Source organism: Duganella sp. AC237, assembly GCF_979254035.1.
The window spans coordinates 2,930,832-2,947,836 of the sequence record NZ_CEEDEW010000003.1 but is presented as its reverse complement, the minus strand read 5'-3'; the positions used below and the strand labels follow the sequence as shown (position 1 = coordinate 2,947,836).

Sequence of the window (17,005 nt, the reverse complement as noted above, 5' to 3'; positions counted from 1 at the left end):
AATATAGCATCCACATAGCAACACCCAAGAAAGGAAACACCCCATGCGTACGCCCCCCCCGACCCTGTTGCGCCAACGCGGCTTTACCCTGGTTGAAATCGCCATCGTGCTCGTCATCATCGGTCTGCTGCTGGGCGGCGTGCTGAAGGGACAGGGCTTGATCGACAGCGCCCGCGTCAAGAATATCATCCAGCAATCGACGTCGCTGACGGCGGCCGTCAACGCCTACCAGGACAAGTTCCGCGCGCTGCCGGGCGACGACGTGCAAGGCACCAGCCATGCGCCCGGCGCCACCGGCAACGGCAACGGCGACGGCCAGATCGCCGAATACCAGCTGGCGCCGCAGCATTTGGCGCTGTCGGGCTTCATCACCGGCTCGTTCAACGGCACCACCGACTTCATGACCAGCGCCCAGGGCGGCGCGGTCTATATCTACAACGACGTGGTCGGCGGGCGCGGCGGCAACGGCGTGCGGCTCGACAATCTGCCCGATTCGTTCGCCGAGCAGGTCGACAGCAAGCTCGATGACGGCAAGTTCAACACCGGCTCGGTGCGCGCGACCGGGCCATATACCAACGACGGCAGCGTGATCCAGCGCACGGCGTTGTTCTTCTAACGTCAAGCCGGGTTACTATGCTCCTGCCAGCCTGATCCACCGGTCACCGGGAGCCCTCCACGTGCCAGCGCCAGACAAACCCAGTTCCCCCCTGCCGTCGATCCGCGCGCAAATCGCACTGCTGGTGTTGGCGTGCGCGTTGCCGGCGGCGGTCGGTTTCGGCGCCGTGGTGCGGCAGTTCTACAGCCGCGAACGCGCCACCCTGATGGAGGACACGCGCCAGGCGGCGCGCATGGTGGCGGCCGCCATCGACCGCGACCTGATCCAGAGCGAGGGCGCGGCCATGGCGCTGGCGACCTCGCCCAGCATCCGCGAAATCGACAAGGGCGCGCTGCGGGTCCAGGCCGGCGGCCTGCTGGGGCCGCAGTTTCCCGCGTCGCAAATCTTATTGAGCGACGAAACCGGCGGCGTGGCCATGCACGTCGGCGCGCCGCTGCCGGAAACCTTCAACCAGGTCAACAACAGCAAGCGGCTGATGCCGCTGTTCCACACCGCCCGCCCGCAGTTGTCGATCATCTACGTGGCCGGCAGCGCCTTGTTGGCGGTCGACGTGCCGGTCTTCATCGACACCCACGTGGCCTACGCCATGACCGTGCTGCTCAAGCCGGACCGGCTGTCGGCCATCCTGCGCGACGAGAAGATCAAGCCGTACCAGTCGATGATCCTGTACGACGGCGATGGCACCATCGTGGCCCAGGCCGGTGGGCCGCGCCAGGTGCTGGGACAGCCGGCCGACGCCGCCTTGCGCGCCCGCCTGCTGCAAGCGTCCGACGCGCTGCTGGTGACCGAGGACACCGAGGGCACGCCGGTCTATCTCAGCTATAGCCGCTCGCCCGCCAGCGGCGCCACCGTCGCCATCGCCACGCCGCAGGCCAAGGCGCTGGAGGAATTGCTGCGCGCCGTCACCACCATCTCGCTGGCGATGGGCCTGGTGCTGCTGGCCGGCTTTTCGCTGGCATGGATGGTCGGCGGGCGCATCGCGCGCTCGGTGCGCGACCTGGTCGGCCCGGCCGAGGCGCTCGCCAGCGGCGCGCCGTTCACGCTGCAACCGATGAGTTTTCGCGAGGCCCAGGCGGTCGCCGACGCCTTCCACGCGCTCGAGGGCGACCTGCGGGCCCACCGCCACGAGCTGGAAAAGCTGGTCGACGAGCGCACCGCGCAGCTGGAAAAATCGCGCGCCCAGCTCGAAACCCTGTACGCCACCGCGCCGGTAGGCCTGAGCTACGTCGACAGCGAATTGCGGGTGATCCGCATCAACGACTACATGGCCGCGTTGAACGGCCAAAAAGTGGTGGCGCATCTTGGCCGCCACCTCAGCGACATGATCACCGACACCGGCGTGCGGCAAGGAGTGCTGGCCGATTACCGCACCGTGCTCGACACGGGCCGGCCGCTGACCGGCATCGAGCGCTCCGGCTACACGGCGGCCAACCCCACACAGCTGTCGCACTGGGTGCTGAGCTACTACCCGCAGTTCGACCAGGACGGCAAGGTCAGCGCCATCACCAGCCTGCTGCTGGACGTGACCGACCAGAAGCGCGTCGCCGCCGAGCTGCTGCAGTCGCGCCAGCTGTTCAGCTCGGTCGTCGAGCACATGCCGGCGATGATCTTCCTCAAGCGCGCCGCCGACCTGCGCTACGACATGTTCAACCGCTACGGCGCCCTGTTGCTCGGCCACACCAGTGGCGAGCCGCTGATCGGCAAGAACGACTACGATTTCGTGCCGGCCGAGCAGGCCGAGCTCTACGCCATTGGCGACCGCGGCGTGCTGGCCTCGAACCCCGGCGAGATCACCGAGATCGCCGAGGAGCCGATCACCAACAGCGCCGGCCAGACGCGCTACCTGACCACCCGCAAGGTGGCGCTGCGCGACGAACACGGCGTGGCCACCCACGTGCTGGGCATCGCGCTCGACATCACCGAGCGCAAGCAGGCCAAGGAGGCGCTGCGCGCCACCGTCGAGCGCCTGGGCGAGAGCGAACAATTCGTGCGCACCGTGACCGACAACCTGCCGGGCATGGTGGCCTACTGGGACGCCGGCCTGTGCTGCCGCTTCGCCAACCGCTACTTCCTCGAGTGGCACCAGATGAGCCCCGAGCAAATGATGGGCGCGCGCATGGCCGACGTGCTCGGCGAGCGGCAATACGCCGACAACGCGCCGTACGTGCAGGCCGCGCTCAACGGCGAGCCGCAGGGCTTCGCCAGCGAGCTGGCCTGGCCGTCCGGCCAGCTGAGCCACACCTGGGTCAACTACATTCCCGACGTCGGCCAGTACGGCGAGGTGCGCGGTTTCTTCGTGCTGGTGTCGGATGTGACCGAACTGAAGGAGACCGAACTGCACCTGCAGGAATTGAACGTCGAACTGGTGCAGGCGCGCGACCGCGCCGAGGCCGCCAGCCGCGCCAAGAGCGAGTTCCTGGCCAATATGAGCCACGAGATCCGCACGCCGATGAACGCCATCATCGGCCTGGCGCGGCTGTTACAGGAGGCCGGGCTGGGGCCGCGCGAGCGCGGCTACCTGGACAAGATCCAGCTGGCCACGCACTCACTGCTGAGCCTGGTGAACGACGTGCTCGACTTCTCGCGGGTCGAGGCCGGCCAGCTCGCGCTCGAGCACGCGAACTTCCAGCTCGAACAGATCCTCGACAGCATCAGCGTGCTCATCAGCGGCAGCGCCTCCGACAAGGGCGTCGAACTGGTGTTCGACATCGACCCGAGCCTGCCCAACGAACTGGCGGGCGACCCGATGCGGCTGCAACAGGTGCTGCTCAATCTGCTGAGCAACGCCGTCAAGTTCACCGCCGAGGGCGAGGTGGTGCTGTCGGTGCGGCGGGCCGCCACGGCGCGCCCGGACGAGCGCGCGCTGCTCATCGAGTTCCGCGTGCGCGACACCGGCGTCGGCATTCCCGCCGAGCAGCAGGCCCACATTTTCGACGCCTTCTCGCAGGCCGACAGCAGCACCAGCCGCAAGTTCGGCGGCGTTGGGCTGGGGCTGGCGATCTGCCGCCAGCTGGCCGACATGATGGGCGGCGCGATCGAGGTGCGCAGCGAGGCCGGCCACGGCGCCGAGTTCCTGTTCGCCTGCCCGTTCGAATGCCTGGCCGCGCCGGCGGCGCCGGCCATCCCGCCGGCGGCCGCCGCGTTGTCGCTGCTGATCGTCGACGACAGCGCCAGCGTGCGCGCCGCGCTGCAACAGGCCTGCGCCCACCTGGGCTGGCGCGCCGCGGTCGCCGCCGACGCCCAGGCGGCGCTGGCCATGCTGCACGAGAGCCATCAATCGGGACACCCCTACGACCTGTTGCTGCTTGACCGCGACATGCCCGGCATGGACGGGCCGGCGCTGCTGCAAAACATCCACGCCAGCATGGCGCTGCCGCTGCCGCCGGTGCTGATGATGGTCACCGAGCACCTGGCGGCGGCCGAGGCCCAGCACGCCGGCAGCCTGGGACTGGCCGGCATCCTGTCCAAGCCGGTCACCCCGGCGCGGCTGCTCGAACGCGTCGCCACGCTGATGGCCGGCGGCACTGCCGACGGCGGCGACGGCGAGGACGGCGACGCGGCGGCGCCGGTCTCACCGCTGCATGGCCGGCTGGCCGGCATGCGCATCCTGCTGGTCGAGGACAACGAGATCAACCAGGAAGTGGCGCAATACATCCTGCTGCACGCCGGCGCCACCGTGGACGTGCGCGCCAACGGCCAACTGGCGGTGGACCTGCTGACGGCCGAACCGGCGCGCTATGACGTGGTGCTGATGGATGTGCAGATGCCGGTGCTCAACGGCTATGACGCCACGGCGGCGTTGCGCGCGGCCGGCCTGACGTTGCCGGTTGTGGCGATGACCGCCAACGTCATGGAGGACGACCGCCGCCGCGCCCGGGCTGCCGGCATGGACGCCCACGTCGCCAAGCCGATCGACGTCGAAGACCTGATCGCCGTGCTGACCGGGGTGGTGCGCTCGGCGCCGCCGGTCCCGGCCGCCACGGCGCCCCGGTCCCCGGCCGAGGCGCTCCCGGCGCCGGCCACGGCCGCCGGAGCGCCCGCCACCGCCCTGCCCGGCATCGACGTCGACGCCGCGCTGGCACGCCTGGGCGGCGACCGCAGCGCCCTGGACGCGCTGCTGCGCCGCTTCGAGCAATCCCAGGGCGGCACAGTGGACGAGGTGCGCGCGCTGCTGGCGGACGGACGGCGCCAGCAGGCAGCGCAGGCGCTGCACCGGCTGCGCGGCGTGGCCTCCAACCTGGGCGCGGGCGACGTCTCCCGACTGAGTTCTGTCGCCGAAAACGCCCTGCACCACGGAAACGAGGCCAGCGATGGCGCACTCGACACCGCGCTCGAGCAGCTGGCAACGGCGCTCGGCGTGGTCACCGCGTCCGTGCGCGGCATGGCGGCGGCGGACCCCGATATGCCCAGAGGCAACACCGATGCGTCCAATTTACCGCAAAAGCTGGCGGAGCTTCAAGGTTTGCTTCAGAATAACAACTTGAAAGCTTTGGAGCACTTCCGGGAGCTGCGGCCCGCCCTGCCAGCGACGGCGCAAGCGGTCGCCCTGGCGGAAGCAGTTGACACACTCGATTTCAGCACTGCGGCTAAACTGGTGGACATTATGTTGCAGCGAAAGGAAAGTGCATGAGTTGGACCGATCTGGCCAGGAATGGACGCATACTCGTGGTGGACGACGCCATGGAGAACATCCAGATCCTGCACCATGCGCTGCGCGACGAACAGGAAGTGCTGTTCGCCCTCGACGGCGAAAAGGCGCTCGACATCGCGCTGGCCCAGCAACCCGACCTGATCCTGCTCGACGCCGTCATGCCCGGCATGGACGGCTACGCCGTCTGCGGCGCGCTGCGCGCCTCGCCCCGTCTGCAGGACATCCCGATCATCTTCGTCACCGCCCTCAGCCAGCCAGAAGACGAGACCCGCGCGTTGGAAGCCGGCGCGGTCGACTTCATCAGCAAACCGTTCAACATCGCCGTGGTGCGCGCGCGCGTGCGCAGCCAGCTGACCATCAAGCGCCAGGCCGATGCCATGCGCGAGCTGAGCCTGACCGACGGCCTGACCGGCGTGGCCAACCGCCGCCACTTCAACGACACCATCGACGCCGAATGGCGCCGCTGCGCCCGCGCCGGCCTGCCGCTGTCGGTGATCATGATCGACATCGACCACTTCAAGCTCTACAACGACCACTACGGCCACCAGGCCGGCGACGCCTGCCTGCAGCAAATCAGCGCGGCGATGAAGGGATGCGCCTCGCGCCCGCAGGATTTGCTGGCCCGCTACGGCGGCGAGGAGTTCATCCTGCTGCTGCCGCAGGAAGGCCCCGAGGGCACGCAGGTGGTCGCCAGCCGCATCCTTGACGAGGTGCGCAGGCTCAACCTGGCGCACGCGGCCTCGCCGACGGCACCCTATGTATCGATCAGCATGGGCCTGGCGACGGCGATGCCGCCGCTCGACAGCCAGGACTCCATCGCCGTGGTGCGCGCCGCCGACGCCCGCCTGTACGTCGCCAAGCAGGCCGGCCGCAACCGCTACTTCGCGGACTGAGCATGACGTGCCGCACGGTAGGATCGATATATTGATCTTATTGCAATTCGCCCCTAGAATCGGACTGATCATTCATTCTTGACAAGGGACCCACGTGCGCACGCCTCGACTTCTCGCCTTCACGCTAATCACCGGCATCGCCGGTCTCGCACCCTTCGCCCACGGCCAGATGCCGGCGCAGGACACGGTCAAGGGCGCCAAGGACCACCCTTTGCTGTCGCGCTTTGAAGGATCGAAGCTGGTCGGTTACGGCCTCAAGGAATTCGACGAAGTGCTGCTCCCGGCGGGCAAGCGTCTCGCCAACAAGGACGGCAAGGCCGCGTTCGAGAGCGCGCTCCAGCTCGAAGGCAAGTACACCCGCATCGCCTACAACTATCCGAAAGAGCGATCGTCGCTGGAAGTGATGCGCAACTACCAGGCAGCGCTCGACAAGGCCGGCCTGAAGGTGCTGTTCACCTGCATCAAGGAAGCCTGCGGCGGCAACTTCGGCGAATACTTCCTCGACAACCGGGTCGGCGACAACTTCATCAAAGGCGGCGAAGCGAACTGGTCACCGTTCAACGGCCGCAACGACAGCCGCTACCTGGTGGCCAAGGGCACGCGGCCGGACGGCTCCCTGGTCCACGTCGGCGTGTACGTGGTCTCGCCGGTGCAGGACAAGAACGGCGGCGTGTATCTGGAGATCGTCGAAGCCAAGGCCATGGAGGGCGGCAAGGTCTCGGCCAACCTGAACGCGGCCGACATGGCCAAAGGCATCGCAGCCGAAGGCAAGGTCGCGGTGTACGGCGTCTACTTCGACACCGACAAGGCCGAGGTGAAAGCCGAATCGAAAGCAGCGCTGGCCGAAATGGCCAAGCTATTGCAGCAGGATCCCAAGCTGAAGGTGTACGTGGTCGGCCACACCGACAACCAGGGAGGGTTGGCGCACAACGTCGACCTGTCGCAAAAGCGGGCCGACTCGGTGGTCAAGGCCTTGGCGGCGGACTACAACATCGACGCCAAGCGCCTCAGCGCCAAAGGCGTCGCCTCGTACTCGCCGGTAGCCTCCAATGACGCCGACGCCGGCCGCGAAAAGAACCGCCGCGTCGAGCTGGTAAAACAGTAAGCCGCCGAGCACAGTCTGAACACCGTGGAGACACGTAGGGCGGATTAGCGCAAAGCGCGTAATCCGCCATGCATGCATTACCCGCAGCGCATCCATGGCTGACTCCAGCTAACGATTCGTCAACGGCGCGAGTTGCTGAAGGCAGCGATTTTGTTCAGAAAATCGTTGGTCTTGGGGGATCTCCTGAATGCACGCGATGGCCGACCGTATACGCCGCAGCCGAAGTTCGGTATGGTTGACAACACATTGTTCTGCCCAAGTCGAAGGCCAACGGCCGCCCGCACCGGTCAGGGAGCCGATCAGCTCGCACTCTTCATGACGATACAGTGCCCAGGCCGCTTGTTGTGATGTCAGCGCCTTAATCAGTCGCTCGTCGACGGGCGCGGAATGGCTGGAGGACGCGACAACCAAGCTCACGAGTTCAGCGTGCTTCGCCGCCATCTGCTTGTCGGCCTTTTCCAGCTTTTGATTCAGCAGCAGCCCCATCTGCATTGCGCTACCCTCCGGCCAGCATTCGGGCTTGTCCGTGCAGTCGACCGGCTTTGCCAGCGCAAATAGCGGCAGGCCCACGAGCAAGACGAGTAAATAGTACCGCGTCATCACAGGACCCATCATGTTAAATCCTTAGCCGGCTTTGTTGCCACAATAAACTCTTTCCTCGAAACTGGAGGGAGGCCGGTAGATTGGAAAGTGCATCATTTGATTTATAAAACCAAGCATCGATATAAGAAGCATATCCAGACGCACAGTCACTCCCGACGACTATGCATGACATCCTGTGGCGGAGCATGAGCGACATCTCCCACGCGGCCATCGGACCTAGCATATCAACTTACTCAGTTGCAAAACCACCAATTCTCAATGTGAGCGATCACGCCCCAAGAAGATTTCCGACGTCGCCGAAAGGTCAACCACTTTGCGACTCGATTAGAGCCATTTCTCCACCCATCTCAGCCCAATTTTTTGTTTAATTAACCGAACAGCCTCTGGAAAATTTGCCCATTGACTAATTGCTATTGGAGTCGCTAGTTTCCTTGACCGCAAAACTATAATTTTTAGCGATCGACTGTATGTGGCGGAATCAATGTCGCTCCACAGGATAATAAGAGAGCGATAGCGGCTATTTTCAACATTAATGCCCCGCTCAATGAAACGAAAGGTTGTGAATAGGGTTTCTCTGCCATAGCGGAAAATAAAAAGTACAGATGCACAACTAAGCACCACCGTCGCAGGAAAAATAACGTAGGCAGCGACTAAGCCCCAAATGGGGAACTTCCCGGCGAGAGTATGTAGCGATAGTGTCATCCAAACAGCCACTAATGTTAGGAAAACAAAAACCGGCAAACCAGCCAATAGGAAAAAGATGGCAACTGGTCTAGGAAAACGAATTGTGATATTTGTCATTGCCATGTCCGAGAAAGTTTATAAAGGCCGTAGTTCGAGCGCTGGGGTAACTCAAGTTGGAGCGATCAGCGACGGTGCGGTCGCCGACTGTACGAGGGCTTGAAATTAGTCAACCGTCCGCTGTTGGCTGCGGATTCAATCGGTCATAACTCAAGTTTTACATGCCTTAACGACCTATCAATCTCTTCAGCAACGCACTGAAAAGCCGACTGGGTGGAGCGTAATAACAGATATGGTTGCAGATTGCCGAACTTTAGCCGTTGCAATACCTCTTCCTCTTTCCCTGAAAATTGCTTCTTCAATGTCTCATCCTCAAGAATGCTTTTCCTGGAACATAGGCAAATTTTCTCGACACTGATCGGATGCCCCTTCAATGCGACCTCGTAGGTGGGGTCGCTAACGAATTGAGGAACACCTGCGCGCAGGTCTCATCATTGACATCTGCAAATTTTTTCAATTGCTCAGGAACTTGATTTTGAGAAAAACCGGGAGCCGCTCATGACACCGTCAGGAGAACAGAAAATAGTTTTTTCTTTGAATACATTTAAATTTTTATGATTTTAAAAAAAATTAACTTATAAAATTCCGAACCGCTTTTTTTCGAAGGAGGACCATTTTCCCAACACTTTGAATTACATAGCCAGCAGCACGGCGTCAAAATAATGGTTGCCCCCATCATCAACGTGCGTATGTTCGAGATGCATTCCCGCACAAGCCAACTGTCGTTGGTACTCAACCGCCCCTAGCGATAATGACGGCTGACCAGTTTGGAGGTCGCTCCAATCACATCGCGCACGAGGCGCGCTAAACAGAAAGCGGCCACTCGGCCGAAGCGCTCGTCCGACCTTTTCAATCAATTTCCGTTGGTCTTGTTCGGAAAGTAGAAACATAAGCCCCACGGCAACTGCACCGTCAAAATTTCGGCCAAAAAAATTGCTACTCTGTACCGTCTCGCAGGTTGCCGGGGCTTCGGGAAAGCGACGGTGGAACGTCGCTAGCAGCGTTGGCGACGCATCAATTCCGAAGACCATAAAGCCCGCTTCGACTAATATTTGAGAAACCGGTGCGCCCGACCCGCAACCAATATCGACCACTTCACTGCCAGGCCTCAGACCTTTAGCCCACTGCCTGACCACATCGCTACCGATATCGGAACGGGCGGCAATGAACTCTTCCGCAATTGCCTCCCAGCTTCTATGTGAGCCTTCCATTAATGACTCTCCTCGTCAAGTATGCGCTGACTGAGCGGCAGCTTGTGGCCGCTAGCTGGCGGTGAACTACGCTGGCTCCATGTTAGGTTTCCACGGGTTTGCCATCGATAAATATGCGAAACCGTTCACCGGAAAACCCAGCCCTGTGGCTACCGTAAACGACCTTCCCTATAGATTCATACCATTCGGAATCGGTGGCGTCGACAGCGACTATCATGTCCGGGCTTTCGGCGGAGATTTTCTCAAGAGCTTCCGTGACCTCAGTTGTTGAACGTAGTCTGACGCCATTCAAGTCTACGCCGTCATTATCGGAAATCCGCAAAACAATGATTTTGTCCAATCGATGCCCTAGTAGATAGATTCTTCAGTTTTACATTGGCGAGCCGTGGCTCCTTGCCGCGCTCGGGCTGTCAGCAAGCATACCAGGTTGCTCAAAGACAAAGCTCACCAATTCCCACATCGCCTTGGGATACGAGCGCCGCAAGTCAAGCCCGTAGTACAGCTTCAATCCAGCAGGTCTATCATGAACAATCCATTGAGAGAGCTTCAGCAGTCCGAAGTAGCAACCATAGCCGCACCGCAGTGCCAGCCGACCCAGCAGAACGTCGGGGCTGCCGGACCGATCGGCACCGACTTTCTGATCCGGCGAGGCAAGGTGCGGAATTTCACGCCAATTGACGCGTCGTCTCAGCTACAGCAGAGGGTGGTGGCGCTTCGAGGTCAACGCCAGCAATCCGGGCCGCAAGACCTACGTTGCCTCGTGCAACGATGACTACTTTTATGGCGAACCCGGGCGGATGATCGTCACGGTCCGCAACAGGTAGGAGCGTCCTAATGTGGTGGTGGAACGACCGGAACACCGATTAGCCTCACGGCATCGTGGAAGTTGCTGGTATCCTTGCGGATCACGACATCTTCCGACTTGCCACTGTGATATTGCTCGACCCCACAACCATCGTTCTGACGTCGACCCTGATGGCGGCAGCGATGACCATCGTGTTGTTTTCCGCCTACCGCAGCTTCCCTGCCGACGTGCGAGGGTTGGGCCATCAGTCGCTCGGGATGTTGTCGCTGACGATGAGCGGCTTGCTATTCTGCGCAGGGCCACTGATGCCGGAAGCGCTGTTACTGTTCCTGGCCAATAGCACCATGCTGGGCGCCGCCGGGCTGATGCTGATCGGCACCCAGGTATTCTACGGCCGCAAGCCGAGCTGGTGGTGGCTGGCGCTGGCGTGGGTGGCCGGCATGGTCTGTCTGGTCGGCTGGTATGTGATCACCCAGGACTACGCGTTGCGGGTGGCGGTGTTTTCATTGTTGACGCTGTCGTTCTACGTGGCGCAACTGGTGCTGCTGGTACGCCATGGCGAACGCCACTTCTCCAGCCGGTTCTTCGGCGCGCTGTTGCTGGTGCAGTCGCTGGTGCTGCTGTTGCGGTTGTTCGCGGCGCTCAGCGGCGCGGTCGGCACCAGCAACGCCAGCAATGGGACAGTACAGGGCATTTTTCTGTTGACCGCCAATTTTATGACGCTGATGATGGCGGTCGGCTTCATGACCGTCGCCACGCGGCGCCTGCAGGTTGTGATGGAGCACCGCTCCAACTCGGACCCACTGACCGGGGTGCTGAACCGGCGCGGGTTCGCCGCCTACTGCCATGAGGTGGCGCTGATGAAACGCCACGGCGAGCCGATGACTGTGCTCAGCATCGACCTCGATTACTTCAAGGCGATCAACGACCAGTACGGCCACGCAGTCGGCGACCAGGTGCTGGTGCATGCGGCGCGCACCACCGTCTCGGCCCTGCGCGAGATCGACCACGTGGCGCGCTTCGGCGAGGAATTCATCGTCCTGCTACCGGGCACCACGGCCGATCGGGCGAAAGCGATAGCGCAACGCATCCAGGCATTGCTGTTCGCGGCGCGCGGAGGCGACCTGCCGGACTATACGGTCAGCATCGGCATCGCCAGCCAGCAAGCGCCAGACGAGAGCCTGGAAGCGCTGATGGCGCGCGCTGACGCCGCCCTCTACCGCGCCAAGGCGGCGGGCCGCAACCGCAGCGAGGCGGCGTGAGCGCGCAGGCTCGGCGCCCGGCGGAAAGCGGATTGCAAAAGCCGAAACTCTAACGCCTTGTGACTCTTAGCGCCGTCGGCACCCGCCCAATCTTATTCTTTCTTTTTCATCAAACCGGCCAATGAGGCAAACGGATTATGCGTTGCCGGCGCGACCTCGGCCGATTTCAAACCAGGTCCCCGGTCGGCCTCAAGATAACGCGAGTGTTCGTTATCATGGCAGTAAAGGCACAACAATTCCCAGTTGCTGCCATCAGGCGGATTGTTGTCGTGATTGTGGTCGCGATGGTGCACTGTAAGTTGTGACACATTGGTATGCGTGAATTCGCGCATGCAGCGTCCACACACCCATGGATACATTTTCAGCGAGCGCTCACGGTAACCCAGCTCGCGCTGGTCGGCAGCGCGCCGTGCGTCAGCGACAATTTTGTCCAGCCGCGCGGCGTCCGGTTTTTTCCCAACGGTCATGCTTATTCCTTTCCCGAATAGACGATCATAGACTGCCCCCTTAGCTATGCTGCTAGTACGGACTGGAGGCGGGCCGACCGGCCGCGTCGATCCATATGTCATCCGGGAGGGAACGATCGCGAAGGCATACCCTGTCATGCTCTGGATACGTGATTCGATCGATCGGCGCACGTGTTCCAACAACCAGGCAACGCGTTTCAACAGCACTGCGATTTTCCAGATAGTGCCCAAGCTGCACTCCCGCGCGGAAGGTGGCGGCGCTGCCGGCACGCATCAGCGTCTCGGACGTGCCCTCGATTACGGTGATCTCACCTGCAAGGACGTAGACCATCTCATCCTCCGCACTATGCCAATGCTTGATGGAAGACCTGCAGCCAGGCTGCAGGACCTCGATGAATGCGCCAAACTGCGTAAGCTCGCCGGCTTCGCTAATCCAGAGCGTTTGATTCGGCGCCGTGGAACCCTCTACAGCGCTAACCTCGCGAATCAGTTGATCCGTCGTGAAGACAGGCATTAGTGACCTCCCTGGATGGTGCGTATGTTTGAATAACTGCCCACTACTCCGCCTTCCGCGAAAACCGCTTGGCCTGCCGCGACGGCATCTGCTCGTTCAAGAACGCCACCGTCACATCCACGGTCGGCTGCAGCCACGGATCGAACAGCCAGAACGAATGCGGCGTATCCGGCAGCAGCACCACCTTGCTCGGCACGCGCAGTTGCGTCATCTTCTCGACCATCTCCTCCCGGCCGACCGCGAAGCGCGGCTGCGCGCTGCCGATGAACAGCACCGGCGGCATGCTCGAATTCACATACTGGATCGGCGACGCCTCGCGCCACAACGCCGCCTTCTCCGCATAGCGCCCGCCGAACCAGTACCCGGCCGCCGACACCGGCTTCTTCGGATCATCCTCGTTAGCCCGCGCCGCCTCGGACGTAAAATCGGACAAGCCATCGATATTGACCACCGCCTGCACCGCGCTGGACACATCGCTGGTCGCCGCCCCCGGGTCGAACTGGTTCATATGTCCGGTCACCCCGGCCAGGCTGGCGATCTGCCCGCCGGCCGAGCCGCCCGCCAGCGCGATGCGCCGGGGATCGAGCCCATACTCGCCGGCGTGCTCGCGCACCCAGCGCACCGCCGCGCGCACGTCGTGCACCGCCGCCGGATACATCGCCTCCCCCGCCAGCCGGTAGGAGACCGTGACCGACGCGTAGCCATTGCGTGCGAGCCGCAACGCCATCGGCACGAACTCCGAGCGGAAACCGGAACGCCAGCCACCGCCATGCACAAATACCACCACCGGCAAATCCTGCTTGGCGTTCGTCGGCAGATACATATCCAACTTCAGACAATGCGTACCGTATTGAATATACGTCTGGTCGGCCACCACCCGCACATCGGCCGGCACGCCGGCGCTGGCGATGCGGATCGCCGGATACTTGGGCGCCAGTTTCTCGTAGGTGTGTTGCGCGTCGTAGGTGTTGGTGGGGTCCGGCGTCGGCTCCACGCAGTCCTCGGCGGCATGCACCGCGCCATGCATCAGCAGCGCGGCGCAAGCGGCCGCTAATATGCGAAAACCGCGCATCATGAATGCTGCCCAAACCCGCGTTGCGCGATAAACCGTTCCAGGTGATGATCGACATCGCCGAGCGTCGCCTCGATCGTCGTCAGGCGCTTGAAGTGGTGCGCCGCCGGCAGCTCGTCGGTCACGCCCATGCCGCCGTGCAGTTGCACCGACTGCTGGCCGATGAATTTGGCCGCGTGCCCGATGCGCACCTTGGCCGCCGACACCACGCGGCGCCGCTCCTCGATGTCGCCGCAGGACATGCGCGCCGCCGCCAGCATCGCCATCGAGCGCGCTTGCTCCAGGTGGATGTACATGTCGGCCATGCGGTGCTGCACCGCCTGGAAGCTGCCGATCGGCGTGCCGAACTGCTTGCGTGTCTTCATATATTCCAAGGTGGCGGTGAACAGCGCGTCCATCACGCCCAGCGCCTCGGCGCACAGCAAAGTCGTGCCGTAATCGGCCGCCTCGTCGAGCATCTCGCAACCGCCGCCCAACTTACTTAACAGCGCCGACGCCGGCACCGCCACATGGCTGAACTGCACGGTGGCCGCGCGCAGGCCGTCGATGGTGCGGTAGTCGCGCACCGTCACGCCGGGCGTGTCGGCGCGCACCACGAACAGGCTGATACCGTTGGCGTCGCGCTGGGCGCCGGCGCTGCGGGCCGAGACGATCAACGCGTCGGCCTGGCCGCCGTGGATCACCACCGTCTTGGTGCCGTCGATGCGATAGCCTTCGCCGTTGATGCCGGCGATGGTCTTGATGTCGGCCAGGTCGTGGCGCGATTGTTTTTCACCCAGCGCGCAGGCCAGTTTCAGTTCGCCCTTGGCGACATCCTCCAGCAGGCGGTGCTGGTTGCCCGCCAACGCCAGGAAGCGCGCGCCCCACACGGTGGAAAAGTACGGCTCGACCACCAGGCCGCGCCCCAACTCCTGCATCACCACCAGCATGTCGACGGCGTTGCCATCGAATCCCCCCTGCGCCTCCGGCACGGGCAAGGCCAGCATGCCCAATTCGGTCAGCGTGTTCCAGGCGACGTCCGAGACGCCGGTCGCCGAATGCACGATGCGCTTGCGCACATCGAAACCGTAATCCTTGTCGATCCAGCGGCGCAGGGCATCGGCGAACTGCAGCTGCTCTTCTTTAAAATTGAAATCCATGCCGTTCCCTCACAGTCCCAGGATCATCTGGGTGATGATGTTCTTCTGTATCTCGTTGCTGCCGCCGTAGATCGACGTTTTGCGGAAATTGAAGTAGTAGGCCGCCAGCGGCGCGGCGGCGTCGTCGCCGGTGACGGCGTGGTCGGACCGGCCTTCCAGATAGTCGGTGTCGAAGGCGAAGGCGTCCGGCCCCAAGGCTTCAACCATCAATTCGGTCAGCATCTGCTGGATCTCGGTGCCGCGCACCTTCAGCAGCGACGCCTCCGGTCCCGGCGTGTGCGATTCGCGCGTGATCGCGCGCAGCACCGTCGTCTCCAGCGCCATCAGCTCGATCTCGAGGTTGGCCACCTTGGCGGCGAACACCGGGTCCTGCAGCAGCGGCTTGCCGTGCTTGAAGTGCTCGGACGCGATCTTCTTCAGGAACAGCAGCTCGCGCTTGGAGCGGCCGACGGCGGCGATGCCGGTGCGCTCGTGGCCCAGCAGGTATTTGGCGTAGGTCCAGCCCTTGTTTTCCTGGCCGATCAGGTTCTGCACCGGCACCTTGACGTTGTCGAAGAAAACCTCGTTCACCTCGTGGTCCTCGTCGAGCATAATGATCGGACGCACGGTGATGCCCGGCGAGTCCATGTCGATCAGCAGGAAGGAGATGCCCTCCTGTTTGCGCACGGTGCTGTCGGTGCGCACCAGGCAGAAGATCATGTCGGCGTGCTGGGCCAGCGTGGTCCAGGTCTTCTGGCCGTTGACGATGTAGTGGTCGCCCACGCGCTCGGCGGTGGTCTTGAGCGACGCCAGGTCCGAGCCGGAACCGGGTTCCGAGTAGCCCTGGCACCACCAGTCCTCGCAATTGAGGATGCGCGGCAGGTAGTAGGCTTTTTGCGCGTCGTTACCGAAGGCCATGATGACCGGCGCCACCATGTTGACGCCGAAAGGCAGGATCGGCGGCGTGCCGGCGCGGCCGCACTCCTCTTCCCAGATGTGGCGCTGCGTCTGCGTCCAGCCCGGGCCGCCATATTCGACCGGCCACGACGGCGCGGCCCAGCCCTGGTTGGCGACGATCTGGTGCCAGCGCACGTAATCGCGGCGTCCCAGGCGGAGATGGTTGCGCACCTTCTTTTGCAAGTCGGCCGGGAGGTTGGCGTCGAGGAAAGCCCGCACCATGTCGCGGAAAGCCAAGTCCGCCGCCGTGTAATTCAAATCCATGCTGTCTCCATGTGGTTCGCCGCTGAAAAGCACGACCGTTCAAATAATTCTACCGCAATATGCAATGCGCACGTGCCCATTTACATAGGGCGACAGAATCGGCGGCTTTGTTCACTTTACCGTGATTTTCTTTACTAGCGTGTGGGCAGCCGTTAACACATGGCCTGCGTGATCGTGCGGCAGCATCGGCGCGACCACCTTGCCGCTGGCTTTTTCGACCAGCAGCGAATGCGGCTCGCCGCTGGCGAACAGATGGCGTTCGCCCCATTGGCGCAGCGCCACCACCACCGGAAACAGACCCTCCCCTTTCGGCGTGAGCACATATTGCTGGTACGAAGTGCCGTCCGACGCCGGCTGGACTGTCAGCACACCCTGCTCGACCAGCGCGCTCAGCCGGTCCGACAGGATGTTCTTGGCCACGCCCAGGTTGCGCTGGAAGTCGCTGAAGCGGCTAATGCCATCGAAGGCGTCGCGCACGATGAGCATCGACCAGCGGTCGCCGACCAGGTCGAGCGAGCGGGCCACCGGACAGGCGTCATCCTGCATCGACTTACGTTTTGCCATGGGCGTGTCCTCGAATTCTTTGGTTGCATTTTAAAACTAGAATGACTAGACTTCAACTGGTTTTGTTTTGCAACCAGTTTAGAGGCCACGATGCATTCCCCA

The 17,005-nt window shown here is 62.8% G+C and carries 15 protein-coding genes; 5 read left to right on the top strand and 10 right to left on the bottom strand.

Going from position 1 to position 17,005, the window contains the following annotated elements; genetic code table 11:
• The first annotated feature begins 43 nt into the window (after nt 1-43).
• The 4 genes from AC0IYS_RS13420 (at nt 44) to AC0IYS_RS13405 (ending at nt 7,265) form a co-directional block, all read left to right on the top strand.
• Complete coding sequence (locus tag AC0IYS_RS13420) at nt 44-616, top strand: prepilin-type N-terminal cleavage/methylation domain-containing protein (RefSeq protein ID WP_471705614.1); 573 nt, start codon at nt 44-46, stop codon at nt 614-616.
• A 61-nt stretch (nt 617-677) separates the two neighbouring features.
• Nucleotides 678-5,246, top strand: a complete 4,569-nt coding sequence (locus AC0IYS_RS13415) for a response regulator (RefSeq protein WP_471705613.1) — start codon at nt 678-680, stop codon at nt 5,244-5,246.
• Nucleotides 5,243-6,160, top strand: a complete 918-nt coding sequence (locus tag AC0IYS_RS13410; RefSeq protein ID WP_471705612.1) for a diguanylate cyclase domain-containing protein — start codon at nt 5,243-5,245, stop codon at nt 6,158-6,160. Before AC0IYS_RS13415 ends, AC0IYS_RS13410 begins: the two co-directional genes overlap by 4 nt.
• Nucleotides 6,161-6,254: 94 nt before the next feature.
• Nucleotides 6,255-7,265, top strand: coding sequence for a DUF4892 domain-containing protein (locus AC0IYS_RS13405; RefSeq protein WP_471705611.1), 1,011 nt, complete (start codon nt 6,255-6,257; stop codon nt 7,263-7,265).
• Nucleotides 7,266-7,373: 108 nt separating this feature from the next.
• Here the strand turns inward: AC0IYS_RS13405 and AC0IYS_RS13400 are convergent, their stop codons facing one another.
• The 4 genes from AC0IYS_RS13400 to AC0IYS_RS13385 form a co-directional block, all read right to left on the bottom strand.
• Entirely contained in the window at nt 7,374-7,880 is a 507-nt protein-coding gene (locus tag AC0IYS_RS13400) for a lysozyme inhibitor LprI family protein (RefSeq protein ID WP_471705610.1), read from the bottom strand.
• A 312-nt stretch (nt 7,881-8,192) separates the two neighbouring features.
• On the bottom strand, nt 8,193-8,669 hold the full coding sequence (locus AC0IYS_RS13395; protein WP_471705609.1) for a hypothetical protein: 477 nt from the start codon (nt 8,667-8,669) through the stop codon (nt 8,193-8,195).
• A gap of 632 nt (nt 8,670-9,301) precedes the next feature.
• On the bottom strand, nt 9,302-9,880 hold the full coding sequence (locus tag AC0IYS_RS13390; protein WP_471705608.1) for a class I SAM-dependent methyltransferase: 579 nt from the start codon (nt 9,878-9,880) through the stop codon (nt 9,302-9,304).
• Nucleotides 9,881-9,962: 82 nt separating this feature from the next.
• A complete protein-coding gene (locus AC0IYS_RS13385) occupies nt 9,963-10,220 on the bottom strand; it encodes a hypothetical protein (protein ID WP_471705607.1) in 258 nt (85 codons plus the stop codon).
• Between the two features lie 590 nt (nt 10,221-10,810).
• Between AC0IYS_RS13385 and AC0IYS_RS13380 the strand changes: the two genes are divergently transcribed.
• A complete protein-coding gene (locus tag AC0IYS_RS13380) occupies nt 10,811-11,947 on the top strand; it encodes a GGDEF domain-containing protein (RefSeq protein ID WP_471705606.1) in 1,137 nt (378 codons plus the stop codon).
• Nucleotides 11,948-12,039: 92 nt separating this feature from the next.
• Here AC0IYS_RS13380 and AC0IYS_RS13375 read toward each other — a convergent pair whose 3' ends face one another.
• The 6 genes from AC0IYS_RS13375 to AC0IYS_RS13350 form a co-directional block, all read right to left on the bottom strand.
• Complete coding sequence (locus AC0IYS_RS13375; protein WP_471705605.1) at nt 12,040-12,414, bottom strand: YajD family HNH nuclease; 375 nt, start codon at nt 12,412-12,414, stop codon at nt 12,040-12,042.
• A 52-nt stretch (nt 12,415-12,466) separates the two neighbouring features.
• The gene (locus tag AC0IYS_RS13370) at nt 12,467-12,928 is read right to left on the bottom strand and encodes a cupin domain-containing protein (RefSeq protein WP_471705604.1); all 462 of its coding nucleotides are present in this window, start codon (nt 12,926-12,928) and stop codon (nt 12,467-12,469) included.
• Between the two features lie 43 nt (nt 12,929-12,971).
• Nucleotides 12,972-14,003 (bottom strand): alpha/beta fold hydrolase, encoded by a 1,032-nt coding sequence (locus AC0IYS_RS13365; protein ID WP_471705603.1) that lies wholly within the window; start codon nt 14,001-14,003, stop codon nt 12,972-12,974.
• The gene (locus AC0IYS_RS13360) at nt 14,000-15,139 is read right to left on the bottom strand and encodes an acyl-CoA dehydrogenase family protein (RefSeq protein WP_471705602.1); all 1,140 of its coding nucleotides are present in this window, start codon (nt 15,137-15,139) and stop codon (nt 14,000-14,002) included. Before AC0IYS_RS13360 ends, AC0IYS_RS13365 begins: the two co-directional genes overlap by 4 nt.
• A gap of 9 nt (nt 15,140-15,148) precedes the next feature.
• Entirely contained in the window at nt 15,149-16,339 is a 1,191-nt protein-coding gene (locus tag AC0IYS_RS13355) for an acyl-CoA dehydrogenase family protein (RefSeq protein ID WP_471705601.1), read from the bottom strand.
• Between the two features lie 111 nt (nt 16,340-16,450).
• Complete coding sequence (locus tag AC0IYS_RS13350; RefSeq protein ID WP_471705600.1) at nt 16,451-16,903, bottom strand: winged helix-turn-helix transcriptional regulator; 453 nt, start codon at nt 16,901-16,903, stop codon at nt 16,451-16,453.
• Nucleotides 16,904-17,005 lie beyond the last annotated feature (102 nt).